The organism is Microtetraspora sp. NBRC 13810 (genome assembly GCF_030268685.1).
Taxonomy (GTDB): Bacteria; Actinomycetota; Actinomycetes; order Streptosporangiales; family Streptosporangiaceae; genus BSRQ01.
Window position 1 is genome coordinate 504,384 of record NZ_BSRQ01000002.1, and the last position, 25,056, is coordinate 529,439.

Here is a 25,056-nt window from a genome sequence, read left to right on the forward strand (position 1 = left end):
CCTCAGCCGCGCAGCCTGCCCAGGGCCGCGCGGAGCCGGTCGGCCGCGCGCTCCCGGCCGAGCACCTCGATCGACTCGAAGAGCGGCAGGCCCACCGTCCGCCCGGTGATCGCCACCCGGACGGGGGCCTGCGCCTTGCCCAGCTTGAGGCCGTGTTCGAGGCCGACCTCCTCCAGGGCGGTCTTGAGCGACTCGGGGTCGAAGGAGACGGTCTCCAGCCGGGCGAGGTAACCGGAGAGGATCTCCTCGGCGCCCGCCTTCATCGCCTTGTCCCAGCTCTGCTGGTCGAAGACCGGCTCGGCCAGGAAGAGGAAGTCGACGTTGGCGGTGATCTCCGACAGCACCGCGACCCGCGTCTGCGCCAGCTCCGCGACCCTGCCGAACACCTCGACGTCCCAGCTCGGGTCGAGGTACGGCCGGCAGCGGGCGACGAACTCGGCGAGCGGCAGCGCCCGGATGTACTCGCCGTTGAAGGCGCGCAGCTTCTTCTCGTCGAAGAACGCCGAGGACGGGTTGACGTCCTCCAGGCGGAACAGCGGGGCCATCTCCGACCAGGGCATGAGCTCCCGGTCGTCGCCCGGCCCCCAGCCGAGCAGCATCAGGTAGTTGACCATGGCCTCCGGGAGGTAGCCCTCGTCCCGGTAGGACTCCAGGGCGACCTTGTCCCTGCGCTTGGACAGCTTCTTGCGCTGCTCGTTGACGATGACCGGCAGGTGCGCCCAGACCGGCGGCGTGGCGCCGAGCGCGGGCCACAGGAGCTGCTGCCTGCCCGCGTTGGTCAGGTGCTCCTCGCCGCGCACGACGTGGGTGATCCGCTGCTCGATGTCGTCCACCGCGTTGGCGAGGACGTAGAGCGGGGAGCCGTCGGCGCGGGCGATGACGAAGTCCTCCATCGCGTTGTTGGGGAACTCCACCCGGCCCCTGATCACGTCGTCGACCACGGTCGCGCCCTCGTCGGGGGTGCGGAAGCGCAGCGCCCTGGCCGGGCCGGGGCGCAGCCCGCGGTCGCGGCAGAAGCCGTCGTATCCGCGCTGCTCGGAGCCGGTGCGCTCGGCGAGCTGGTCGCGGGTGCAGTCGCAGAAGTATGCCTTGCCGCCGGCGTAGAGCTTCTCGGCGGCGGCGCGGTGCTGGGTCTCGTAGCTCGACTGGAAGTAGGGGCCTTCGAAGGCCGGCTTGTCGCCGCTGATGCCGATCCAGGCCAGGGCGGAGATGATGCCCTCGGTCCATTCGGGCCGGTTGCGCGCGGCGTCGGTGTCCTCGATCCTGAGCACGAACTGGCCGCCCGACCGCTCGGCCAGCGCCCAGTTGTACAGCGCGGAACGGGCTCCGCCGACATGGAACATGCCGGTGGGCGAGGGAGCGAAACGAACCCTAATCACGGGAGACCACCCGGTTGGTGAGAGTGCCGATTCCTTCGATGCCGACGCCGACCTCGTCGCCGACGCTCAGCGGGCCGACCCCGGCGGGGGTGCCGGTGAGGATCACGTCGCCGGGGATGAGCGTCATGACCGCGCTCACGTAGGCGACCAGCGCGGGGACGTCGTGCATGAGCTGCGAGGTGCGCGCGCTCTGCCGGATCTCGCCGTTGACCGTCGTGGTGATCGCCAGGTCGCTCGGGTCGAGCTCGGTCTGGATCCACGGGCCCAGCGGGCAGAAGGTGTCGAAGCTCTTGGCCCTGGTCCACTGGCCGTCCTTGGCCTGCAGGTCGCGGGCGGTGACGTCGTTGGCGCAGGTGTAACCGAAGATCACCTCGCTCGCCCGCTCGACCGGGACCTCCCGGCACAGCCGGCCGATGACCACGGCCAGCTCGCCTTCGAAGTCGACCCGCTCGGAGAGCTTCTCCGGGTAGGCGATGGCCTCGCGCGGCCCGATCACGGACGTGGAGGGCTTGCTGAAGATGACCGGCTCGGCCGGGGGCTCGCCGCCCATCTCACGCGCGTGCTCCGCGTAGTTCTTGCCGATCGCGACGACCTTGCTCGGCAGGATGGGCGCGACCAGCCGCACCTCGGCGAGCGGGAGCCGCTCGCCGGAGAACTGGATGGCGCCGAACGGGTGACCGGAGATCGCCTGGACGAACTCCTGTCCCGGACCGCCGTCGACCACGCCGAACGTCACGCCTTCGCCGGTGGAGAACCTCGCTATGCGCACTGCTGACTACCCCTGAGAGTCGGATGTCGTACGGCACGAGCCTACTGAGCCCGCGAGGCGCTTGACGCCCTCGACCGTTTTGTGACGTTTCGCCCCATTCAGTGGAATATGCCTGGAAATATACCCTAAAAACCTGATCAACCCTGATTGTGCCGATGACCTGCGGTTATGGAGGTGTATATAACTGTCCGAGGAAGGAACGCACCGTGCCCGACACCATGCATGAGGCCACGACAGAGGCCGGGGTGCCACGCGCCCGTACGCAGTCGCCCGTCGCATCGGGCGAGCAGTCCCTTACCACCAGCCGAGGCAGGACCACGATCAGCGACACGGTCGTGGCGAAGATAGCGGGTCTCGCCGCCCGCGACGTGTCCGGCGTACACGCGATGGGGGCCGGCACCGCACGGGCCCTCGGCGCGATGCGCGGGATCATGGTCGGCGACAAGACGTCCCCCGCTCACCAGGGCGTGTCCGTGGAGGTCGGCGAGCGGCAGGCCGCCGTCGACGTGGCTCTGGTGGTCGAATACGGCACCGCCATTCCGGACCTCGCAGCCGCCGTGCGCCGCAACGTGATCACCGCTGTGGAGCGCATGTGCGGGCTGGAGGTCACCGAGGTGAACATCAAGATCGACGATGTGCGCTTCCCCGGTGAGGAGAGAGAGCGGGAGCCCGAGGAGCCGCGAGTCCGGTGAGCCGCCGCCCCCGGGGACGCGTCCCGGACGGCGTCCCGAACGACTCCACAGGACCCACCCCAGGGGCCGGGCCCTCGTCCGGGTCCGAGCAGGCGCCCGAGCACCTTTCCGAGACCGGATCCGCCGCCGGGCGGCCGGCCGCACCGCGAGCGGATCCGTCCGCGACCGCGGAACCTCAGCCGGGACCGACCCCTCGTACCGAGCCCGGCACGACCATGACCGCCACGGAGTCCGAGGACCCCGCCACCGGGACCGGCGAGACCGGCACGGTGGGCGGAGCCGGCTCCGGTGACGACCGACTCGCCCGTGAGCTGGCCGAACGCGTCCGGTCCTGCCCGGACGTGGCGGGACTCTCCACCGGCCCGTTCGGCACGGTGGCGAGCTACCTGCCCGGCCACCGGATCCACGGCGTGGCCGTGCGGGACGACGAGATAGAGATCGCCGTCGTCGCCCACTACGGCCGGCCGCTACCCGAGATCGCCGACCAGGTGCGCGAGGCCGTGGCCCCGCTCGCCGGGGGACGGCCGATCCACGTGGCGATCGACGACCTGAACATTTGAGAGTTGGGGGGACTCACGATGAATACGTTTCCGCTGTGGCCGCTCGTCGGCCTGGCCGTAGGGATCGCGCTCGGCTTCGCCGGCGCGTTCGGTGGTTGGCCGGCGTTCGTGATCGTGCTCGTCCTGGGGGCGGCCGGCGTCCTCATCGGACGGGTGATGGAGGGTGGCACCATCGACCTTTCGCCGTTCGCCGTGAGGCGACGGTGATCGCCCCGGAGGCGCGCGGCGCCATCCGGATTCCGGAGAACGTGGTCTCCAAGATCGCCGAACGGGCGGCCGAGGAGGTCCCGGGGGTGGTCGAGGTCCGCCATCGCGGGATGCCGTGGAAGCGGCGTCCCGCACGGGTGGTCGTCGACGGAAGCCTGACCACGTTGCGGCTCGACGTGTCGGTGGCCTACCCGGCGCCGATCCGCCGGGTCACCGACGAGCTCCGGCACTATGTCGCCAGCCGGGTGCACGAGCTGACCGGCCTTTCCGTCGGCCACATCGACATCGACGTCGCCGCCCTGATGCCCGTCCAGCAGCCGCCCCTCGCCTCCGAGGGCACACCGCCCGAGGACACGGCACCCGCCGCCACCGAGCCCGCCGAGCAGACCGGGACGACCAAGCAGACCGAACCCACCAAGCCCACCGAGCACACCAAGCCCACCGAGCGGACCGAGCACACCGAGCGGAACGAGCCGGAGATCGACCGGCTGGCTCCCGACTACTCGCGGCCGGAGACGCAGGGGAGCCCGGGGACACAGGACGAACCAGGACGCGCGGAGCGTCCGCGGCGACCGGAGTGTGGATCATGACCGCGATCGGGGCGGACGGCCGGAACGACCTGCGACCCGCCGAGCCGCCGGCCGGTGCCCGGTACTCCCGGCGGGCCAACCGCGCCGCCGTACGCGCCTTCCGGCCGCGCCGCGCGGTGCCCGGCACCATCGCGGCGATCGTGCTGCTGCTGCTCGGCCTCGTCAGCGCGATCGAGGTGATCTCCGCACTGCTCGGCACACCGTTCCGGATCGTGCCCTACGACCGCATCCTGAACTGGGCGTTCACCACCAGGTGGAACAACCCGGCGCTGCTGCTCGGCGCCGGCGTCGCCGCCATCCTGGGACTGTTGCTGCTGCTGATGGCGCTGGTGCCCGGCCGGGGCCGGTACATCGCGCTGCGCACCGGCGACCCGAACCTGATCATGGGGATGCAGCGCCGCAGTTTCGCCCGCTCGCTCGCCCGCGCCGCCGAGTCCGTGGACGGCGTCACCGCCGCCCGCGGCCATGCGCGCGGCGGCTACGTGCACGTCAAGGCCACCACGCCGCTGCGGGACACCCGGACCCTGGAGGAGACGGTACGGCGGGCGATCCACGACAAGATCGATTCACTCTCTCCGGCGAGCGCCCCGCACGTCGGCGTGACGGTTCGAAGGAAGTGACCATGGAACGCACGACCGCACGCGGCAATCGCTGGGGGCTGGGCCTCTGCGGCCTGGTACTGCTCGCCCTCGGCGGGCTCACGCTCGCCCGGGGGCTCGGCCTGTTCGGCTTCGGGCAGAAATGGGGGTTCCTGGTCGGCCACGGCACGATCAGGCTCTTCGCCGACAATCCCTGGATCTGGTACGTGATCGCCGCCGTCTCGGTGATCGTCGCCCTGCTGGGCCTGCGCTGGCTGCTCGCCCAGGGACGTAAGGACACGCGCACCGGCCTGCGCCTCGAACACGGGCCGGCCGGCACGACGGAGATCGAGTCGAGCGGCGTCACCCACGCCATCGAGGCCGACGTCGAGCATTACCCCTCCGTCCAGGCCGCCCATGCCGCCGTCACCGGCACCGGCCTGGCGCCCGGCATGCGGCTGCGCCTGGTCACCGACGAGGACACGCCGGTGATGGCGCTGCGCGACCATCTCGGCAACGAGGCGATCCCGCGGATGCGCGACACGCTGGAGGTGGAACGGCTGCCCACCGTCGTGCAGCTCCGGATGGAACCGCGCGGGCGGCGCGAGCGTTCCCTCCAGTGACCGTCGCGCCGGTGGTGGGATGCTGGGATCCCATCCTTGATAAGGAGCTCGCATGCCGAGTGTCGTGAAGATCAACGTCCTGACCGTGCCCGCGGAGATGCGGGAGGAGCTGGAGCGCAGGTTCTCCGGGCGGGCCGGGATGGTGGAGGCGTCCGACGGGTTCGAGTGGTTCGAGCTGCTGCGCCCGGTCGACGGCACCGACCGCTATCTCGTCTACACCCGCTGGCGGAGCGAGGAGGACTTCGACCGCTGGCAGAAGAGCCAGGCGTTCCAGGCCGGCCACGCCCAGGCGGCCGGCGAGCGGGAGGGCGACGCGGCGCAGGGACACGGGCACGGGCAGGCAGCCGGGCAGGGGCAGGGACACGGACACGGCCGTGGCCCTGCCGCCTCCGGTTCGGAGCTGTGGTCCTTCGAGGTGGTGCAGAACTCGGGGCCCAAGTCCTCGTGAGGCCGCTGGGAGAGTGATAACGATGTGGCGGATGTGACCACAGCGACTTGACCGGTTCGATGGGATTCGGGAGCATGATCCGCTCCCGTCGTCCCACCCGGAAGGAAACTGGCGTGCGCCGCCGCACACGTGCCCTCTCCCTCTCCCTCCTCGTCCTGCTCGCCTTCGGCGGAGTGGTGAGCCCGGCGCAGCCCGCCGGTGCCGACGAGGTCAAGCGCACCGCCGAGTGCCAGGGCGACTGGTTGCCCGCCACCCCGACCTCGGGCGACATCATGAGCGGCCAGTTGTCCTTCCTGGGCCTGCCCGCCGTCAAGGTCCCCAAGAACGTCAACTGGCGCTGGAGCCCGTACAAGAACCGGTCCTGGGACATGGTCTTCCACTCCCTGCGCTGGATGGGCCGCCTCGTCGCCGACTACGAGGTCAACGGCGACGCCGCCTACCTCGCCAGGGCGACCGAGATCGCCAAGGACTGGGTGCAGGACAACCCGCGCGGCGGCCGGAACACCGCCCCCGACGCGTGGGCGGAGCACCCGATCGCGCTGCGCGCGCCCGCGCTGGTGTGCCTGAGCAAGCACGTCAGCGCCGACTGGCTGACCAGGACGATGTCCGAGCACGCCCGCATGCTGTCGGACCCGAAGCTGTACGAGAAGGGTCACAACCACGGCATCGACCAGGACATCGCGCTGCTCGGCATCGGCTGCCGGTACAACCGCGACGAGTGGTCCGACCTGGCGGTCAGGCGGCTGACCGAGACGGTCAGGCTGGACGTCGACTCCCAGGGCGCGCTGCGCGAACAGGCCCCCCGCTACGCCCTCTACGTGCACGAACGGCTCGCGGTCGCGATCGCCAACCTGAAGTCCTGTGACCGCAAGGTGCCCGCCGAGATCTCCAGACGGTGGAAGTCGCTGGAGGGCTTCATCAGCCACTCCACCCAGCCCAACGGCCAGATGGTGCCGATCGGCGACGGCGGCGCGGACGTGAAGCCCGGCGGCCACTTCGAGCAGCCGAAGCAGACGGTCAAGGTGTTCGGCGGCGCCGGGTACGTCTACGGGCGCACGGCCTGGGACGACCCCAAGTCCGCTTACTACTCGATCAGGTTCGGCCCCGCCCTGAAGTTCCACGGCCACGAGGACCACCTCGGCGTGACGTACTACGCGCAGGGCCGCGACGTGCTGGTGGACGTGGGCTTCGACTCCTACGAGGACACCGCCTACCGGCACTGGACGATGACCCCGCAGGCGCACAACGTGCCGGTGGTGGCCGGCGCCGCCTTCCGCGGCGGGACCGTCTCCCCGCTGGTCAAGTCGACGATCGGCCGGGACGAGCAGTCCTACCGGCTCACCGACAAGGCGTACGGCGTGAGCCGCAACCGGTCGGTGCTCGTCCACCACGGCGAGGACCTGATGGCGGTGCTCGACTCGACCGTCAAGGGCTCCAAGATCTCCAACATCTGGCACTTCGCCGCCGACCTGTCCACCGTCTCCACGAAGGCCGGGCGGGTCGTCGTGCGGGACAAGAACGGCTGGAAGGCGACGCTGGTGCAGCTCAAGGTGCCCTCGTGCGCGCCGGTGAGCGGGCTCAAGGTGGTCAAGGGGGCGAAGGGGCCGTTCCAGGGCTGGGTCTCCCCCGCCTACCTGCAGAAGCGGTCCGCACCCGCGGTGCTCTCGCCCGCCTCGGCCGACCCGCTGCTCACGATCGTCGTCCCCGGGGTGGACTCGCCCAGGGTGAGCTGCTCCGGCGGCAAGGTCACCGTGGAGACCTCCGACGGCGACGTCAGCTTCCGGGCCGGCCCGTCCGGCCTGGCCTGACCGCCGCGGCGTGGCACGGTGGTGCGCTGCCCACCGCGCCACGCCGCCCCGGGTGACCCGGCCGCCGTGCGGCCGGGCCGGGGCCGGTCGCCTCAGTCCGGCTCGCGCCCGGCCCGGAGCAGGCCGTACGTGACCGCCTCCTCCAGGGCCTGCCAGGACGCCTGGATGAGGTTCTCACCGACGCCCACCGTGGCCCACTCGCCCGCGCCGTCGCTGGAGGTGATCAGCACCCGGGTGATGGCGTCGGTGCCCTGGTGGCCCTCCAGGATGCGCACCTTGAAGTCGGTGAGGGCGAGCTTGGCCAGCTCGGGATAGAGCTTCTCCAGCGCCATCCGCACCGCCCGGTCCAGCGCGTTGACCGGGCCGTTCCCCTCGCCGGTGGCGACGATGCGCTCGCCCTTGGCGTGCAGCTTGACCGTGGCCTCGCTGACCACCTCGCCGGTGGGCAGCCGCTCGACGATGGTCCGCCACGACTCGACGGTGAAGTGCCGCCTGCGCCCGCCCAGCGTGTCCTTGAGCAGCAGCTCGAAGGAGGCGTCGGCGGCCTCGAAGGTGTAGCCGCGCGACTCCAGCTCCTTGACCCGGTCCACCAGCTCACGCGACTCCACCGCGTTCAGCTCGTAGCCCAGCTCGCGGCCCTTGAGCTCGACCGAGGCGCGCCCGGCCATGTCCGAGACCAGCATCCGCATGTCGTTGCCCACCTGGGCGGGGTCGATGTGCTGGTAGAGGTTGGGGTCCACCTTGATCGCGCTGGCGTGCAGGCCGGCCTTGTGCGCGAAGGCCGACACGCCCACGTAGGGCTGGTGGGAGTTGGGGGTGACGTTGGTGACCTCGGTGATCGCGTGCGCGATGCGGGTCATGTCCGCGAGGGACTCCTGCGGCACCAGGTCGAACCCCCGCTTGAGCTGGAGGTTCGCGACCACGGTGAACAGGTTGGCGTTGCCCGACCGCTCGCCGTACCCGTTGGCGCAGCCCTGGACGTGCGTCGCGCCCGCCCGGACCGCGGCCAGCGTGTTGGCGACGGCGCAGCCGGTGTCGTCGTGGCAGTGGATGCCGACCCTGGCGCTCGTCCCGGTGGCGGCGAGCACGACCTCGGCCAGTTCGTCGGGGAGCATGCCGCCGTTCGTGTCGCACAGCGCGATCACGTCGGCCCCGGCCTCGGCCGCGGTGCGCACGACCTCCAGGGCGTACGCCGGGTTGGACTTGTATCCGTCGAAGAAGTGCTCGGCGTCGAGGAAGACCCGCTGGCCCTCCGCCCGGAGATGGGAGACCGTGTCGCGGATCATCGCGAGGTTCTCGTCCAGCGTCGTGCGGAGGGCCAGTTCCACGTGCCGATCGTGACTCTTCGCTACAAGGGTCACGACCGGCGCGCCGGATTCGCGCAGGGCGGCCACCAGGGGGTCGTCGGCGGCCTTCATACCGGCCCGGCGGGTCGCGCCGAACGCGGCTAGCTGCGCGTGCTTCAGATCGAGCTCGGTCCGAGCCCGCCGGAAGAATTCGGTGTCCTTCGGATTGGCTCCCGGCCAGCCTCCCTCGATGAAGCCGACGCCCAAGCCGTCCAGATGCCGCGCGATGGACAGCTTGTCCACCACGGTGAGGTTCAGTCCTTCTTGCTGTGCTCCATCGCGCAGAGTGGTGTCGTACACGTGGAAGCGGTCGTCGGCCATGATTGCCATCTCCTGGGAAACAAAAAGACCCCCCACGGACGTGAGAGGTCTGCGCGCCGGCTGTCCTTGTTTATGTGCCGGCGCGCCTGCCGATAATGAGCAGACCAGAGAACATGATGTTCAGCAGTCTGCCACACCGATCCGGCATCTGGCACATCGATCTCACGATCCGGGACCACGTGGCGTGACTCGCGGGGGTGTACGGCGGGCGACCGGCGGAAAGATGGCCTTCATGAAGGCGACCTACATCCATGCCGCAGTCGGCCAGTACGTCCTCGCGCACACCACCCCGCCGGACGATCTCCTGGAGGAGCTGACCAAGGAGACGCTCTCCTACACGGGCGACGACGCCGTGATGCAGATCGACCCCGCGCAGGGCCGGTTCATGACCATGATCACCCAGTTGTCCGGCGCCGCCAACGTGGTGGAGATCGGCACCTTCACCGGCTACTCGGCGATCTGCCTGGCCCGCGGCCTCGCCCTCGGCGGGCGGCTGACCTGCTTCGACGTCAGCCACGAGTGGACCTCGATCGCCCGCCGCTACTGGCAGCGGGCGGGCCTGGCCGACCGGATCGACCTCGTCATCGGCCCCGCCGCGGACAGCCTGGCCGCCTTCCCCGCCGACCCGCCGATCGACCTGGCCTTCATCGACGCCGACAAGCAGACCTACCCGGTCTACTACGACCTCGTCATGGAGCGCCTGGCCCCCGGCGGCCTGATCCTGGTGGACAACACCCTGCGCGACGGCCGGGTGGCCGACCCGGAGGAGCGCGGCCAGGCCGTACAGGACATGCGCGCCTTCAACGCCAAGGTCGCCGCCGACCCCCGGGTCACCACCGTCCTGCTGCCCGTCGCCGACGGCCTCACCATGATCCGGAAGTCCTGACGATTCGAAAGAACTGACGAGACATTTCCGGGACGGGCCGCCATCTTGGCCATTACTTTGTGTGCCGCGTCAAACACGTTGCGCTCGCCTAGTGGAAGGGACGATGGGAGCATGGCCAAGGTTCTGGAACGACGCAAGACCGCGCACGACTCCGGACAACGACGCGAGACCGCCGAGCCCGTGGCGGTCGAGGCGGAGCCTCCCGGTGAAACGGAGCACGCAGAACACGAGGAGCACCAGGAACACGAGGAGCACGACAGGGAGATCTACGAGCGTTACCAGGAGGAGTGCGACCGATGGCCTGACCGCAAGGTCGAGATCGTCAACGGCCGGATCGTGGTGACGGAGATGGCGACCATCAACCACGCCCGGATCATCTTCCGGCTGTTGCGGCAACTCCTGTCGGTGGCGGCCGAGCGGGACTGGGAGGTGCTCTCCGGCGTCAAGATCTTCTTCGGTGCCCAGAAGGATCGTTACGTGCCGGACCTGATCGTGCTTCCAGGAGAGCCGGAAACGTGGGATCAGGACAACGTCTACGCCGACGAGGCCCTTCTCGTCGTCGAGGTGGTCTCTCCGAGCAGTGTGCACGACGACCATGTCATCAAACCCCGCACCTGCGCCGAGGCCAATGTGCCGCTCTACATGGTGGTCGACACCTTCGAGGGCGAGGTGCGGCTGCTCAGCCGGCCCGGTGAGCAGGGGTACGGGTGCACGGTGTCGGTGGTGATCGGGGAGCCGTTGGAGCTGCCCGAGCCGTGGTCGATCACCGTGGACACCGGGCAGCTCAAACGGTGAGGGGGTCCGGCCACCGGGGTCGGGGTGGCCGGACCTGTCGGGGTCAGCAGATCTTGTGGATCCAGTCGTGGGTGTCGGGGCGGGAGCCGTACTGGATGCCGACGAGTTCCTCGCGGACCTTGAGGGTGACCGGGCCGGGGGTGCCGTCGCCGACGGTCCAGGCGCGGTCGGCGCCCTTCACCGAGCCCACCGGGGTGATCACGGCGGCGGTGCCGCAGGCGAAGACCTCGCTCAGCTCGCCGGACTCGCAGCCGGCCTGCCACTCGTCGATGGACAGCCGGCCCTCCTCCACCTCCAGGCCGAGACCGGCGGCGAGGGTGAGGATGGAGTCACGGGTGATGCCGGGGAGCAAGGTGCCGGTGAGGGCCGGGGTGAGGAGCTTGTCGCCGAGGACGAAGAAGAGGTTCATCCCGCCCATCTCCTCCACGTAGCGGTGCTCGAAGGCGTCGAGCCAGACCACCTGGTCGCAACCCTGCGCGACGGCCTGCCGCTGGGCGACGAAGGCCGCGGCGTAGTTGCCGCCGCACTTGGCGAAGCCGGTGCCGCCCGGCGCCGCCCGGGTGTACTCGGTGGACAGCCAGACCGAGACGGGCTTGACGCCGCCCGCGAAGTACGACGCCGCCGGAGAGGCGATCACCATGTACTTGTAGGTCTGCGACGGGTAGTTCACGCCGAGCGCCGGCTGCGTGGCGATCATGAAGGGGCGCAGGTAGAGGCTGTGCCCCTCGGTGGTGGGCACCCACTCGCGGTCGGTCTGCACGAGCAGCTCCAGCGACTCCACGAACGCGCTCTCCGGCAGCGCCGGCATCGCCATCCTGCTCGCCGAGACGTTGAACCGGGCCGCGTTCGCGTACGGCCGGAACGACACGATCGAGCCGTTGGTCTGCCGATACGCCTTGAGCCCCTCGAACAGCTCCTGGGCGTAGTGGAACACCGAGGTCGCCGGGTCCAGGCTGAGCGGCCCGTACGGCATGAGCCGGGCGTCGTGCCAGCCGCGGCCCTCGGTGTAGTCGATGGAGATCATGTGGTCCGTGAACGTCTGCCCGAATCCGGGGCTCGCCAGTACCTGCTCGCGCTCGGCCGTCGTACGCGCGTGGTCGGAGAGCTGCACGTCAAAGCTGAGCTGTTGAGCGGTGGTCATGGCGAACATCCTTCTCTTGTTCTCTGGGAGACGTCCCTGAGCCCATTCTGCGACGGGATCGGTCAGGTAAGGGGAAGCTACTGCATCAACCGGACATCCGGCAGGGTGTGCGGACACGAAAACGCGCATGGCACCCCTCGCGGGGCCACCATGCGCGTACGTGTGGTGCGGCCCGCCCTAGCCGGCTACTCGGGCGGTGATGTCGTCGCCGATCTGGCGGGTGCCGCGCGTCGCCGTGCCGCGCTCGGCGAGGTCGTCGGCCACGGCCCGCTCGACCCGGGCGGCCGTCTCGGTGTGGCCGAGGTGGTCGAGGAGCATGGCGACCGACAGGATCGTGGCGGTCGGGTCGGCCTTGCCCTGGCCGGCGACGTCCGGCGCGCTGCCGTGCACGGGCTCGAACATGCTCGGCGAGGTGCGGCCGGGGTTGATGTTGCCGCTGGCGGCGAGCCCGATGCCGCCGGCGATCGCGGCGCCGATGTCGGTGAGGATGTCGCCGAAGAGGTTGTCGGTGACGATCACGTCGAACCGCTCCGGCTGGTTGACGAAGAACATCGAGGCGGCGTCGATGTGGCAGTAGTCGGTGCTGACCTCGGGGAACTCCGCGGCGACCCGCTGCACGGTGCGCGACCAGAGGTCACCGGCGAAGGTGAGCACGTTGGTCTTGTGCACGAGGGTCAGCTTCTTCCTGCTGCGCCCGCGCGCCTTCTCGAACGCGTAACGCACCACCCGCTCGACGCCGAACGCGGTGTTGAACGACTCCTGGGTGGCGATCTCGTGCGGGGTGCCGCGGCGCATCGTGCCGCCCGCCCCGGCGTAGAGGCTCTCGGTGCCCTCGCGGACGACGACCATGTCGATGTCCTCCGGGCCGGCCCCGGCCAGCGGCGTGGCCACGCCGGGGTAGAGCCGGACCGGGCGCAGGTTCACGTAGTGGTCGAACTCGAAGCGGAGCTTGAGCAGCAGGTCACGCTCCAGCACGCCGGGCGGCACGCTGGGGTCGCCGACCGCGCCGAGCAGGATGGCGTCATAGCCGCGCAGCTCGTCGAGCACCGCGTCGGGAAGCGTCTCACCGGTGGCGTGATAACGCCTGGCGCCCAGGTCGTAGGTGGTGGTCTCCACCTTCGGGCCGACCGTTTCCAGGACCTTGAGTCCTTCGGTCACGACCTCGGTGCCGATCCCGTCTCCGGGGATGACTGCCAGACGGATGCTGCTTGACTCCATGCGCGTACCCTACCGGTCCGTCTCGGGTGTCGAACACCCATCTCATTCTTCGGACAAATGATGCCGAAACAGATCAGCGGGAGGGCGAGCCGCCGTTGTCGCGACGGTCCAGCGCGAACTGGACGGCCTCCTGCGCCTCGTCACGCTCTTCGTCGGCACGATTCCAGGGATACATGTCATACATTTCGTGATCTCGCTTGTGAGAAGCGCGTACGGCTCCGCGCACGCGACGGCGAATCGGGACACGAGCCCCACGTGTGCCACCCGGATCGCGGGCTCAGACGTGGAACGGCGGCCGGCACGGGCGCACTCCGCGGCGGGTCACCGGCCTGCCCTGATCAGGCCCCACCGCGGCAGGCAAGGATCACACATGCCTGGCGCATTACCAGCGAGAATACCTCGCGACTCCCGATCCGTCTCGTTGGACGTCCTAACATCTCACATACCGAGACGGGAACGGCGCGGCCGTACGCCGCGCCGACGAAACGGCCCGCGGGCGGAAACCCGCCCGCGAGCCGCGTGCCCCTGCCGCCCGTGCGGTCAGTGGATCAGCCGGTCAGCCGGTCAGTCGGTCAGGTCGACGGTCCGGCCGCTGTCGGCGCCGATCTCCTGGACGATCTGCTCGACGACGTCGTCCGGGATGGCGGAGTCGACGGTCAGCGCGATGAGGGCGGTGCCGCCCTTCTCGTCCCTGGCCACCTGCATGGAGGCGATGTTGATGGAGTGACCGCCGAGGATCCGGCCCACGATGCCGACGATGCCGGGGCGGTCGGAGTAGCTGAAGAAGGCGAGGTGCTCGGTCGGCTCGATCTCCATCGTGTAGCCGTTGACCTCGACGATCTTCTGGATCTGCCGGGGGCCGGACAGCGTGCCGGAGACCGAGACCGCGCGGCCGTCGGCGAGCACGCCGCGCAGGGTGACGAGGTTGCGCCAGTCGGGGCTCTCCGCGCTGGTGACCAGCTCGACGGTGACCCCGCGGTCCTTGGCGAGCAGCGGCGCGTTGACGTAGGTGACCGCGTCCTCGACGATGTCGGTGAAGACGCCCTTGAGCGCGGCCAGCTCCAGCACCCGCACGTCCTGGGCGGCGATCTCGCCGCGCACCTCGACGTCGAGCTTGGTGGCGGTCTCGCGGGCGAGGGCGGTGAAGACCCGGCCGAGCTTCTCGGCCAGCGGCAGGCCCGGCTTGACGTCCTCGGCGACCGCGCCGCCCTCGACGTTGACCGCGTCGGGCACGAACTCGCCGGACAGCGCCAGCTTCACGCTGCGGGCCACCTGGGTGCCGGCCTTCTCCTGCGCCTCGTGCGTGGAGGCGCCGAGGTGCGGGGTGACGACCACGTTGTCCAGCTCGAACAGCGGGCTGTCGGTGCAGGGCTCCTTGGAGAACACGTCGATGCCCGCCCCGGCGACCCGGCCCTCCTTGAGCGCGGAGTAGAGCGCGCCCTCGTCCACGATGCCGCCGCGGGCGACGTTGACGATGCGCACCGACGGCTTGACGGTGTGCAGCTCCCGGTCGCCGATGAGGCCGACGGTCTCCTTGGTCTTCGGCAGGTGCACGGTGATGAAGTCGGCCTGCTCCAGCACCTCCTCCAGGGTCACCAGGCGCACGCCCATCTGGGCGGCGCGGGCCGGCTGGAGGTAGGGGTCGAAGGCGATCAGCTCGACGCCGAAGGGCTGGAGGCGCTGGGCGACCAGCTGGCCGATCCGGCCGAGCCCGAGGATGCCGACCACCTTCTCGTCCAGCTCGACGCCGGTGTACTTGGACCGCTTCCACTCTCCGCCCTTGAGCGCGCTGTGCCCCTGGGCGACGTTGCGCGCGGAGGCCAGGATGAGGGCGACCGTGTGCTCGGCGGCGCTGGTGATGTTGGAGGTGGGCGCGTTCACGACCATGACGCCGGCCTTGGTGGCGGCCTCGACGTCCACGTTGTCCAGGCCGACCCCGGCCCTGGCCACCACGCGCAGCTTGGGCGCGTGCGCGATGGCCTCCGCGTCCACCTTGGTGGCGCTGCGCACGATCAGCGCGTCCACGCCGTCGAGGGCGGGCAGGAGCTGGGCGCGGTCGGAGCCGTCGGTGTGGCGGACTTCGAAGTCCGCACCGAGCACGGCCAGGCCGGCCTCGGAGAGCTCCTCTGCTACGAGGACAACGGGCTTGTTCACGGCGGGATCCTTCGATATCGGGTGGGCACGGGCCTCACACAGTGTATCGGCGCGCTTGTGAACGATTTCACTAGTGTCCGAAATCTGGGATGGCCCCAGCTCAGCATACGCGCCGGGGTGGCCACCTGCCCTGATCACACGGCGAGGGGAGCCGGTACCCAGGTTGGCCCGATTCCATCCTTCCAGCCGCCATCTTGGTATTGATAGCAACAAATCTTCACGATTACCCTGTTAAGCCGTGGTCTACTACCTATCGTTCACCATATGAGCATCGGGAACCCCGCTCTCGGCGATGTGCTCGCGCAGCACGGCAGTCCGCACCGGCTACTGGCAGCCCTTGCTGAGGGGGGAATCCTGGTCGCCGTGCGCCCGGACCGGTCGGTCGTGCTGGGCACGACCCAGGCCGGCGATCGCGTGCTGCTCGGTTACACCGGGCCGCACACCTACGCCCGGCATCGCGGCAGCCACTCGCTGTCCGCCTGCGACGCCGACACCATTCTCGACATCCAGCGGGTCACGGGTGTCCGGGAGATCGTCATCGACGCGGCCGGTCCCGCCGCCGCGGCCGTGCCGATCGAGGACCTCAAACGCTTCCTGCGCTCGACCCGTACCGGCCCCACCCCGGTCATGTCGGCCGCCACGCCGAACGCGTACGCCACGGGCGCGATGGCCACCGTGGACCGCCCGGCCGCCTCCCCCGCCCCGCCCCGCCCGGCCCCCGCGCGACCCGCGCCGCAACCGGCCGCGCAGGCGTTCCCGCAGTCGTGGATCCCCGCCCCCCGGCCGCACCTGTCCGGGCCGATGCAGCAGGTCGATCCCGGGTACAAGCGGTGCACGCATCCGATCCTGCCCGGCCTGCGCAGGGCGATCTCCGGGCTGCTGACCGACTTCCCGCTGGTGCACCACGTGTGGATCTCCGAGGCGGCCACCGCCTCCGGCGCGACCGGCATCATGCTGCACGTCAAGGTGCACATGTCCGCGGCCGAGGACGTGGTGCGCGACCTGCACCGCGGGGTGCGCGCCCGGCTTCCGCAGCTCGCGGCGAGCGAGGCGCCCATCCTGATGGCCAGGGTCGCCGACGCGCACAGCGAGAGACGCATGGTGGAGATCGGCGCGCACGTCGTCTGCGCGGACGTCACGGACTGATCCGGAGGTCAACGCGCGGAAGATCTTTCCGGGCGGCGCCACCTGTCTGATCGGATAGGTCGCCGTTCGTCCGGATGCCCGTCTGCGCGTTCTCCACCGCCCGCTGTGCCGCTCCTGCTTACGATCCCCCTGTGGGCGAGCCGACAGGGCGGATCAAGTGACATGACGCGTGCCAACCCCATCTACCAGCTTCGCTACGCGGTGCGGCATCCGGACAGGGTGGTCCCGCATCTGCGCAGGCTGACCAGGGACACGTGGTTCCGGTTGCGCACCCGCGACCACGTGAGCTACTACCGCGCGGTGATGAGGTCGGACACCGCGCGCAACCCGGAGGCGGCGGTCGGCAGCAAGTCGCACGCCCGGTGGAACGCGCTCGGCCGGATGCAGTTCGACTACCTGGTGGGCCACGGCCTGCGCCCGGACATGCGGATGCTGGAGATCGGCTGCGGCAACCTCCGTGCGGGCCGCCTGTTCATCGACCATCTCCAGCCGTCCTGCTACTACGGGGTCGACATCTCCCCCGACATCCTCATGGCGGCTCAGGAGGTGCTGGCCGACTACGGCCTGCGGGACAAGCTGCCGCATCTCACCCCGGTCCGGGATCTGCGCCTCGCCTTCCTGCCCGACGCGCACTTCGACGTGGTGCACGCCCACAGCGTGTTCTCACACTCGCCGCTGCACGTGATCGAGGAGTGCTTCGCGCACGTCGGCCGGGTCATGAAGCCGGACGCCTGGTTCGACTTCACCTTCGACCGCACCGAGGGCCGCGAGCACCAGGTGCTCCGCGAGGACTTCTACTACCGCACCGAGACCCTGGTGGACCTCGCCGCCAGGCACGGCCTCACGGCGAGGTTCATGGACGACTGGGAGCGGCTGCCGCACAAGCAGTCGAAGATCAGGATCACCCGATCCGCCGGTTGAGCACCGGCACGGAGCCCCGCGCGGCACCCCCGGCCGGGGCCCGTACGCTGGGCGGTCTCCCAGGGCAGGACGCGTGCGGCCCGACCCGTACGGACCCTGATCGCCGATATGCATACCCGGTATGGCCCAGACGAGCCGTTTAGATGATCTGGACATGCGCCCGTGCGGGGAACGATACTCAAGGACATGAGCTCGACGCCTCCCCCGTTCCGCGCGTCCGACGGGGACCGCGATCGCGCGATCAACGAGCTCCGCGACCGGGCGGTGGAGGGCCGGCTGTCTCATGACACCTTCCTCGGCCGCGTCGACCAGGCACTGCGTGCCCGCAGCCGGGGCGAGCTCGACGAGCTGATCGCCGATCTGCCGCCTCGCGGGCGCTGGCGCCGCAAGCTGACCGAGGCCGTCTCCGCGGTCTCCGACCTCAGCACCCGCGTGCAGAGCGCCTGGCGGCGGCCCCGGCTGCCCCGGCTCGCACTGCCCGGTGACGACCGCCCGCGCTATGTCGTGGGCCGCGGCTCCGCCTGTGACCTCGTCCTGGCCGACCTCACCGTCTCCCGGGTGCACGCCGAGTTACGCCGTGAGGACGACGGCGGCTGGATGCTCATCGATCTCGGCTCGCTCAACGGCACCCGGCTCAACGGCTGGCGCCTGGTCGGCCCCGCCAGGGTCAGGCCGGGTGACGAGATCTCCTTCGGCGACTGCGCGTTCCTCGTCTCCACCACTCAGCTCGCGGTCTGAGCGGGCGCCCCTTCCGCCGCGCGCCCGGCCTCGGCGAGGGTCTCCGCGGTCAGCGTGTACCGCAGCGTCAACGCGATGCTGATCGCCATGAACAGCGCCGGCAGCAGCGTGGTGCTCAGCAGCACCGCGTCGACCGCCCCGGCCGGCTGCGTCACCGGCGTCGACGGGTCGGACTCCACGAAGCCGACCGCGCCGAGGATCCAGCCGAGCGCCAGCGCGCCCAACCCCATGACCACGGTCTCGGACGCCGTCCACAGCCCGGTGAACACCCCGGCCCTGCGCTTCCCGGTCACCAGCGAGTCGTGCACGATCACGTCCGACAGCATCGAGAACTGCAGCAGCTGGAACCCGGCGTACCCGACGCCCACCAGCAGCACGCACCCGTACGCGTAGGCGGTGCCGAACTGCGGGGTCAGCGCCAGCCCGGCGGCGCCGGCGAGGAACAGCGCCGAGGACAGCACCATGGCCCCGCGCTTCTCCAGCCGGGTGGACAGCCGCACCCACAGCGGCATCGTGAGCAGGATCGGCCCGACCAGGAACACGAAGAGCGCGGTCGTCGTCTCCGGGTGCCCCAGCACGTAGGTCGCGAAGTACGGCGTGCCGGCCAGCATGACGCTCGCGGCGAACATCTGCGCGCAGCTCAGCACGAGCACCACCAGGAACATGCCGTTGGTGCGCGCGACGACCAGTTGCGCCCTGAGGGAGTGCTCGGTCGCCACCTTGCCGACGACCGGGGCGCGGGCCGTGCCGAAGAAGGCGCCGAGCATGGCGATCAGCAGGAGGGCGCCGATGACCACGCCCATCAGCCGGTACCCGGCGACGGGGCCGCCGATCCCCTCCATCGACGTGATGGCGGGCGCGACGGCGCCGGAGACGAGGATCGCCAGGCCCAGGAAGATCATCCGCCACTGGAGCAGCGACGAGCGCTCGTGGTAGTCGCCGGTCATCTCGGCCGGCATCGCCTTGTAGGGCACCTCGAAGAAGGCGTAGGCGGTCGCGGTGAGGAAGAACATCACCCCGACGTAGATCGCGGCGGGCACCCCGGTCAGCGGCGGCCCCAGGAAGGTCAGCGCGAAGGCCACCGGCAGCGTCAGCGCGCCCAGCAGCAGCCACGGCCGGCGCGGCCCGAACCTGGACACCGTGCTGTCCGAGCGCTGGCCCACGTAGGTGTTGATGAACAGGTCCCACAGCTTGGGCAGGAACACCACCAGACCGGCCAGCCAGGCGGACACCGCCAGCACGTTCGTCAGGTAGAAGAGCAGCAGGAGCCCCGGAACAGTGGAGAAGGTGCCCGTCCCGAACGCACCCACGCCATAACCGATGCGCACGGATCGTGGTACCGTGGTGACCATCGGTGTCGATGCCGGAGAGACCATTTCCATATTGAACAGGAAGTCGCGATCGGCCGATAGCCCCGCCGATCAATACGGGTATGCCGCCACCAGGTGAGAGCCCGTTCACCCAGCGCAGATCACTGGAATACGGAAATTTGCGTATTGCCCTTCGCCCTTGGGGTTCTCGATGATCCCGGCAGACGCGTTCCCGCAGCCCCTTCCTGCAACACAGGAGAGATCTTGCGTTCAACGACCGCTCTCGTCACGAGCGTCCTCGCGGTGAGCCTCGCGTGGGCCTCGGCCCCGACGCCCGCGACCGCCGTGGAGCCAAGCCCCGGCATAGCCGATCTCACCACCGACCTCGACCAGATTCTCAGCGACGCGCGGCTGACCGTCGGCCGCGCCGGAGTGGTGGTCAAGAGCGCCGCCACCGGCGAGGAGCTCTACACCCAGGACTCCGGCAAGATCTTCACCCCGGCCTCCAACACCAAGCTGGTGTCCTCCGCCGCCGCCGTGGAGACGCTCGGCCTCGACTACCGCTTCACCACCGAGGTGCTCAGCACCGGCCGAACCGCCGGGTCCACCCTGTACGGCGACCTCTACCTCAAGGGCACCGGCGACCCGACCATGCTCGCCTCCGACTACGACGCGCTGGCCGCCAAGGTCGCCGCCTCGGGTGTGAAGCGGGTGCAGGGCGACCTCGTCGCCGACGACACCTGGTTCGACGACGTCCGGCTCGGCACCGACTGGGCGTGGGACGACGAGCCCTACTACTACGCGGCCCAGATCTCGGCGCTGACCGCCTCCCCGGACACCGACTACGACGCCGGTTCGGTGATCGTCTCGGTCGCGCCCGGGTCCGCGGCGGGCAAGCCGGTCAAGGTGTCCACGACCCCGGAGACCGGTTACCTGAAGATCGTGAACAGGGCGGTCACCGGTTCCTCGACCGACGTGCTCGTCACCCGGGAGCACGGCACCAACACGGTGCTCATCACCGGCACGGTCGCGGCCCCCTACAGCGAGTGGATCACCGTGTGGGATCCGACGGCCTACGCCGCCTCGCTGCTGCGCGACGGCCTGGCCAGGCACGGCGTCAAGGTGACCGGTTCGACCGGTCGCGGGGCCACCCCCGCGGGCGCGAAGGCCGTCGCCACCCGCCAGTCGATGCCGCTCAGCGAGTTGCTGGTGCCGTTCATGAAGCTCAGCAACAACATCCACGCCGAGATCCTCACCAAGGCCATCGGCCGCAAGGTCGCCGGCGAGGGCACCTGGCCCGCCGGTCTCGCCGCGATCACCGCCTTCGCCAGGGCCAACGGCGTGCCCGCGTCCCAGCTCCGTGACGGCTCCGGCCTGTCCAGGGCCGACGGGCTCACCCCCGGCGGCCTCACCGCGCTGCTGATCGCGCTGCGCGACAAGCCGTGGTTCGCGACGTGGTACGCGGCGCTGCCCATCGCCGGTCAGCGGGACCGGATGGTCGGCGGCACTCTGCGCAGCCGTATGGCCGGCACCCCCGCCGCCGGCAACGTGCACGCCAAGACCGGCTCCCTCACCGGCGTCACGTCCCTGTCCGGCTACGTGACCAGCGCCGACGGCGAGCCCCTGGTCTTCTCTGTGATGCTCAACCAGTATCTCTCCGGGTCTCCGAAGGACATCGAGGACAAGATCGCGATCCGGCTGGCGCAGTTCAGCCGCACGGCCGCGGCCGACACCCCCTCGGTCCAGCTCCGCCGCACCGAGGCCGGTCAGAGCGAGCTGGAGTGCTCCTGGCTCAAGCCCGTCCAGTGCTGATCTCGCCCTGAGGCTCCGGCCCTCGTCGCACCTGCCTGCGGCGAGGGCCGGTGGCGTTGCGCTCATCGGCTGGCGGTGACCAGGGCCGCACGGCCGGATCATGGGGGGAAGGGATCCGACCGTGCGACGGTCCCTCGCCTTACTCGCGGAGGGGGGCCGCGCGCGTAGAAGAAGGTATCTCAGCAGGATGAGCGCCGACTTCCGCGATTGTGCCTATTCACCGGATCCCCGCCTTGTCCGTGGGCGCGTTCGCCGTTTCGCCTTTTCTGAAGAGCGCCTGCTCGACGACCCGGCAGCGCGTTTCGTCGTCGGGGTGGCCTCGTTCGTGGACACCGGCGCGCCTTTCCCTCCGTGCCGGCGCGGCGGCTCTGACCTGCGGCGGCAGCGGCCGGGCGGCGGCGACCCGCCGGGATGGCGACCCGGGTGGCCGCGGTGACCTCGTCCGGGTCGCCCTCGCTGACCAAGCTCTCCCGTTCACACGGTGAGGTCGGGAAGAATTGCGGGCAACCTGGAGCCCCAATATTCTGCGCAATTTCCTTACATATCCGTATCCGGCGGCACACAATGCGGGTTCCACAGGTGTTCGAGCCTCCTGGAGACCACATGCGCAGACTCACCCGGACCCTGTTGTGCCTCGGCGGTCTGACGGCGGTGGGCGCGTCCGCCGTCCCGGCGCAGGCCGCCGCGCAGAACGGGTCGCCGTGGCGGCCGGCGGACGACTGCCAGGTCGTGGCGGCGCGGCCGACGGCCACGGCCACCCTCGTGTACGCGCTGGGGTTGCGCACCGGGTGCGCGGACGACGCGACGGCGGTGCTCCAGATCCGCAGCGTCGGCGTCGCCGACCAGCTCGTCCGGCAGGGGCGCATCGTCGTGCGGAACGGCAGATTCACCCTCACCGCCCCCTGCTCCCCCACCCCCGTCACCTACTACGTCGCCGTCGCCGACAGCGCGCGGAACGTCTACCGGTCCGAACGCATCCAGCTCAGATGCACCCCGGCCACGGCGACCCGCACCCCGCCCGCCGCGCCGGCCGCGTCCCCGAGCGGGTGGCCGCCGCCGCAGGCCGGCGGCTCCGCCCGGCCCGCCGCACCGAGCGGCGTTCCCGCGCCTGCGCCGTCCGCGCGCCGGGCGACGGGCACGGCGGCGGAGGAGGAGGTCGTCCGGCTGACGAACGAGGCACGCGCGGCGAACGGGTGCGGACCGCTGGCCCATGACCCGCAGTTACGGGCGGCGGCGCTCGGGCACTCGACGGACATGGCGGCGAACGGCTACTTCTCGCACGACTCCCGGGACGGCAGGGACCTCGGCGACCGCATCGGGGCCACCGGCTTCGCCCCGCTGCGCGCCTGGGGTGAGAACATCGCCTTCGGCCAGCCGACCCCGGCCGCCGTCGTCCGGGCCTGGCTGGACAGCCCCGGCCACCGGGCGAACATCATGAACTGCGCCTACACCCACATCGGCGTGGGCCAGGCGGGCGCCACCGGCCGCCCCTACTGGACGCAGAACTTCGCCCGCCACTGACACCCGCCGCCGACCCGCCCCCGACCCGCCGCCGACCCCGCCATCGGCCCGACGCCGACCCCGCGACCCCGCCAGCGACCCCGCCGGGAGCGCCACCGGCCCCCGGCCGCTGACGGCCACCGCCGACCCTCACCGCCATTCCCGTCGCCGACCTCGGCAACGGCATAACCGGCCGGAGCGGTGACCGGAGGCCGTTCATGACCTCAGGACGGGGAAGTTGTGACAGTTGAGGTCGGTGTGGCCCGTGAGGTGACCGGGAAGTGCACGGAAATGAGCGAACTGCGCGTGACGCGTATAAGAGGGATTCGGTTTACCCTGAGCCCAGATTTCTTGAAGAAACGTCCAGCATGTTCGGATCCGCGGAACCGGAAACGCGCCCTCGCCGGAACCCTGGTGTGCCTCGGCGGCCTGGCCACCCTGACCCCGCTCCTTCCGGCGCGGGCCGAGGCGTCCGCCGGCCGGTGCGGCGCCACGGCGGCCCGGCTCGCGGCCCCGGCCACCCCGTCCGCCGCGCGGCTACCGGGCAGGCGGTGCGCGAAGAAGTCACCCGGGGCGCGGCGGACCACCACGCACTCGTGGCCGGAGTACGAGGTCATCCGGCTCACCAACCTGGTCCGCAGGATATACGGCTGCGGCCCGGTCCTCCCCGAGCCGCGGCTGCACGCCGCCGCGCTGTGGCACTCCCGGGACATGGCGGCCCAGGGGTACTTCTCGCACACGTCCCGGGACGGCAGGGAGCTGACCGACCGCCTCGCCGGCGCGGGACTGCACAGCCTGCGCTCCTGGGGCGAGAACATCGCGCACGGCTACGAGACCCCGGCCGCCGCCGTACGCGGGTGGCTGACCAGTCCGGGCCACCGGGCGAACATCGTGAACTGCCGCTACACCCACATCGGGGTGGGCCTGGCCGGCAACCCCGACGATCTCTACTGGACCCAGAATTTCGCCGGCCGCTAGGCGTACCGGCCACCTCCTACGGCGGCCGTCAGCGCGACCCGGCGCCCGGGGACCCGGCCGTGCGGCTCGCGCCCGGTCCCGCCCCGCCTTGCGGCGGGCGGGGTGACGGGCGCGAGCCGTACCGGCAGGGGTTACTTCTCCTTGAGCCAGCTCATCATCGGGCGGAGCTTGGCGCCGGTCTGCTCGATCGGGTGCGCGGCCAGTTCCTCGCGGAACTTGCGGAAGTTGACCTGGCCGCCGTCGAACTCGGCGACCAGCTCACGGGCGAAGCTGCCGTCCTGGATCTCGCCGAGGATGCGCTGCATCTCCTTCTTGGTCTCCGCGTTGACGATGCGCGAGCCGCGGGTGTAGCCGCCGTACTCGGCCGTGTCGGAGACCGACCAGTACATCTTGGAGATGCCGCCCTCGTACATGAGGTCGACGATCAGCTTCATCTCGTGCAGGCACTCGAAGTAGGCCACCTCGGGCTGGTAGCCCGCCTCGATCAGCGTCTCGAAGCCCGCCTTGATCAGGTCGGAGACGCCGCCGCACAGCACGGCCTGCTCGCCGAACAGGTCGGTCTCGGTCTCCTCGGTGAAGGTGGTCTTCAGCGCGCCGGCGCGGGTGCCGCCGATGCCCTTGGCGTAGGAGAGGGCGAGGTCCCAGGCGTTGCCGCTGGCGTCCTTCTCCACCGCGACGAGACACGGCACGCCGCGGCCCGCGGAGAACTGGCGGCGCACGAGGTGGCCGGGGCCCTTGGGGGCGACCATGGCCACGTCCACGCCCTCCGGCGCCTCGATCAGGCCGTACCGGATGTTGAGACCGTGACCGAAGAACAGCGCGTCGCCCTCGACGAGGTTCGGTGCGACGTGCTCGGCGTACAGGTGCCGCTGGATGTGGTCCGGGGCGAGGATCATGATGAGGTCGGCCTCCTCGGCCGCCTCGCCCGGGGTGAGCACGCGCAGGCCGTCGTTCTCGGCCTTCTCCCTGCTCTTGGAGCCCTCCGGCAGACCGACCCGGACGTCCACCCCCGAATCGCGGAGCGACAGGGCGTGCGCGTGGCCCTGGCTGCCGTACCCCAGGACGGCGACATGCCGGCCCTGGATGATCGACAGATCCGCTTGGTCGTCGTAGAAGATCTCGGTCACTTAGCTAAC

General features: G+C 70.4%; 24 protein-coding genes. 16 read left to right on the forward strand and 8 right to left on the reverse strand.

Annotated elements, in window-relative coordinates:
- Positions 1-2: 2 nt before the first annotated feature.
- Both gltX and QSK26_RS06100 read right to left on the reverse strand, forming a co-directional pair.
- Entirely contained in the window at positions 3-1,343 is a 1,341-nt protein-coding gene (gene gltX, locus QSK26_RS06095; protein ID WP_285773969.1) for a glutamate--tRNA ligase, read from the reverse strand.
- A gap of 28 nt (positions 1,344-1,371) precedes the next feature.
- The gene (locus tag QSK26_RS06100) at positions 1,372-2,148 is read right to left on the reverse strand and encodes a fumarylacetoacetate hydrolase family protein (RefSeq protein WP_285773970.1); all 777 of its coding nucleotides are present in this window, start codon (positions 2,146-2,148) and stop codon (positions 1,372-1,374) included.
- A 218-nt stretch (positions 2,149-2,366) separates the two neighbouring features.
- Between QSK26_RS06100 and QSK26_RS06105 the strand changes: the two genes are divergently transcribed.
- The 8 genes from QSK26_RS06105 (at position 2,367) to QSK26_RS06140 (ending at position 7,654) form a co-directional block, all read left to right on the forward strand.
- On the forward strand, positions 2,367-2,840 hold the full coding sequence (locus QSK26_RS06105) for an Asp23/Gls24 family envelope stress response protein (RefSeq protein ID WP_285774191.1): 474 nt from the start codon (positions 2,367-2,369) through the stop codon (positions 2,838-2,840).
- A gap of 215 nt (positions 2,841-3,055) precedes the next feature.
- Positions 3,056-3,400, forward strand: coding sequence for an Asp23/Gls24 family envelope stress response protein (locus QSK26_RS06110; protein ID WP_285773971.1), 345 nt, complete (start codon positions 3,056-3,058; stop codon positions 3,398-3,400).
- A gap of 18 nt (positions 3,401-3,418) precedes the next feature.
- A complete protein-coding gene (locus QSK26_RS06115; protein WP_285774198.1) occupies positions 3,419-3,607 on the forward strand; it encodes a hypothetical protein in 189 nt (62 codons plus the stop codon).
- On the forward strand, positions 3,604-4,197 hold the full coding sequence (locus QSK26_RS06120) for an Asp23/Gls24 family envelope stress response protein (protein WP_285773972.1): 594 nt from the start codon (positions 3,604-3,606) through the stop codon (positions 4,195-4,197). The genes QSK26_RS06115 and QSK26_RS06120 overlap by 4 nt, the downstream gene beginning before the upstream one ends.
- A complete protein-coding gene (locus QSK26_RS06125; RefSeq protein WP_285773973.1) occupies positions 4,194-4,817 on the forward strand; it encodes a DUF6286 domain-containing protein in 624 nt (207 codons plus the stop codon). The genes QSK26_RS06120 and QSK26_RS06125 overlap by 4 nt, the downstream gene beginning before the upstream one ends.
- A 2-nt stretch (positions 4,818-4,819) precedes the next feature.
- Complete coding sequence (locus QSK26_RS06130) at positions 4,820-5,398, forward strand: Asp23/Gls24 family envelope stress response protein (RefSeq protein WP_285773974.1); 579 nt, start codon at positions 4,820-4,822, stop codon at positions 5,396-5,398.
- Between the two features lie 52 nt (positions 5,399-5,450).
- Positions 5,451-5,846 (forward strand): antibiotic biosynthesis monooxygenase family protein, encoded by a 396-nt coding sequence (locus QSK26_RS06135; protein ID WP_285773975.1) that lies wholly within the window; start codon positions 5,451-5,453, stop codon positions 5,844-5,846.
- 113 nt (positions 5,847-5,959) lie between these two features.
- Positions 5,960-7,654, forward strand: a complete 1,695-nt coding sequence (locus QSK26_RS06140) for a heparinase II/III domain-containing protein (protein WP_285773976.1) — start codon at positions 5,960-5,962, stop codon at positions 7,652-7,654.
- A gap of 92 nt (positions 7,655-7,746) precedes the next feature.
- Here the strand turns inward: QSK26_RS06140 and cimA are convergent, their stop codons facing one another.
- Complete coding sequence (gene cimA, locus QSK26_RS06145; RefSeq protein ID WP_285773977.1) at positions 7,747-9,321, reverse strand: citramalate synthase; 1,575 nt, start codon at positions 9,319-9,321, stop codon at positions 7,747-7,749.
- 232 nt (positions 9,322-9,553) lie between these two features.
- Between cimA and QSK26_RS06150 the strand changes: the two genes are divergently transcribed.
- A complete protein-coding gene (locus tag QSK26_RS06150; protein WP_285773978.1) occupies positions 9,554-10,207 on the forward strand; it encodes an O-methyltransferase in 654 nt (217 codons plus the stop codon).
- A 111-nt stretch (positions 10,208-10,318) separates the two neighbouring features.
- Entirely contained in the window at positions 10,319-11,002 is a 684-nt protein-coding gene (locus QSK26_RS06155) for a Uma2 family endonuclease (protein WP_285773979.1), read from the forward strand.
- 43 nt (positions 11,003-11,045) lie between these two features.
- On the opposite strand, the gene QSK26_RS06160 is transcribed toward QSK26_RS06155, so the two are convergent.
- From QSK26_RS06160 to serA, 3 genes are all read right to left on the reverse strand, one after another.
- On the reverse strand, positions 11,046-12,152 hold the full coding sequence (locus tag QSK26_RS06160) for a branched-chain amino acid aminotransferase (protein ID WP_502888673.1): 1,107 nt from the start codon (positions 12,150-12,152) through the stop codon (positions 11,046-11,048).
- Positions 12,153-12,320: 168 nt separating this feature from the next.
- Positions 12,321-13,361, reverse strand: coding sequence for a 3-isopropylmalate dehydrogenase (locus QSK26_RS06165; protein ID WP_285773981.1), 1,041 nt, complete (start codon positions 13,359-13,361; stop codon positions 12,321-12,323).
- A 564-nt stretch (positions 13,362-13,925) separates the two neighbouring features.
- On the reverse strand, positions 13,926-15,515 hold the full coding sequence (gene serA / locus QSK26_RS06170) for a phosphoglycerate dehydrogenase (protein WP_285773982.1): 1,590 nt from the start codon (positions 15,513-15,515) through the stop codon (positions 13,926-13,928).
- Between the two features lie 264 nt (positions 15,516-15,779).
- Between serA and QSK26_RS06175 the strand changes: the two genes are divergently transcribed.
- From QSK26_RS06175 to QSK26_RS06185, 3 genes are all read left to right on the forward strand, one after another.
- Positions 15,780-16,661, forward strand: coding sequence for a hypothetical protein (locus QSK26_RS06175; RefSeq protein ID WP_285773983.1), 882 nt, complete (start codon positions 15,780-15,782; stop codon positions 16,659-16,661).
- Between the two features lie 162 nt (positions 16,662-16,823).
- On the forward strand, positions 16,824-17,582 hold the full coding sequence (locus QSK26_RS06180) for a class I SAM-dependent methyltransferase (RefSeq protein WP_285773984.1): 759 nt from the start codon (positions 16,824-16,826) through the stop codon (positions 17,580-17,582).
- A gap of 186 nt (positions 17,583-17,768) precedes the next feature.
- Positions 17,769-18,320 (forward strand): FHA domain-containing protein, encoded by a 552-nt coding sequence (locus QSK26_RS06185; protein WP_285773985.1) that lies wholly within the window; start codon positions 17,769-17,771, stop codon positions 18,318-18,320.
- On the opposite strand, the gene QSK26_RS06190 is transcribed toward QSK26_RS06185, so the two are convergent.
- Complete coding sequence (locus QSK26_RS06190; RefSeq protein WP_285773986.1) at positions 18,305-19,648, reverse strand: MFS transporter; 1,344 nt, start codon at positions 19,646-19,648, stop codon at positions 18,305-18,307. The two genes, QSK26_RS06185 and QSK26_RS06190, sit on opposite strands and share 16 nt — an antisense overlap.
- Positions 19,649-19,894: 246 nt before the next feature.
- On the opposite strand from QSK26_RS06190, the gene dacB reads away from it, so the two are divergent.
- From dacB to QSK26_RS06205, 3 genes are all read left to right on the forward strand, one after another.
- Complete coding sequence (gene dacB / locus QSK26_RS06195) at positions 19,895-21,442, forward strand: D-alanyl-D-alanine carboxypeptidase/D-alanyl-D-alanine endopeptidase (protein ID WP_285773987.1); 1,548 nt, start codon at positions 19,895-19,897, stop codon at positions 21,440-21,442.
- A 603-nt stretch (positions 21,443-22,045) separates the two neighbouring features.
- The gene (locus QSK26_RS06200) at positions 22,046-22,963 is read left to right on the forward strand and encodes a CAP domain-containing protein (RefSeq protein WP_285773988.1); all 918 of its coding nucleotides are present in this window, start codon (positions 22,046-22,048) and stop codon (positions 22,961-22,963) included.
- A gap of 330 nt (positions 22,964-23,293) precedes the next feature.
- The gene (locus QSK26_RS06205) at positions 23,294-23,920 is read left to right on the forward strand and encodes a CAP domain-containing protein (protein WP_285773989.1); all 627 of its coding nucleotides are present in this window, start codon (positions 23,294-23,296) and stop codon (positions 23,918-23,920) included.
- Between the two features lie 131 nt (positions 23,921-24,051).
- Here QSK26_RS06205 and ilvC read toward each other — a convergent pair whose 3' ends face one another.
- Positions 24,052-25,038 carry a ketol-acid reductoisomerase gene (ilvC, locus tag QSK26_RS06210; RefSeq protein WP_285774192.1) on the reverse strand — a complete coding sequence of 329 codons (987 nt, stop codon included), beginning with the start codon at positions 25,036-25,038 and terminating at the stop codon, positions 24,052-24,054.
- Positions 25,039-25,056 lie beyond the last annotated feature (18 nt).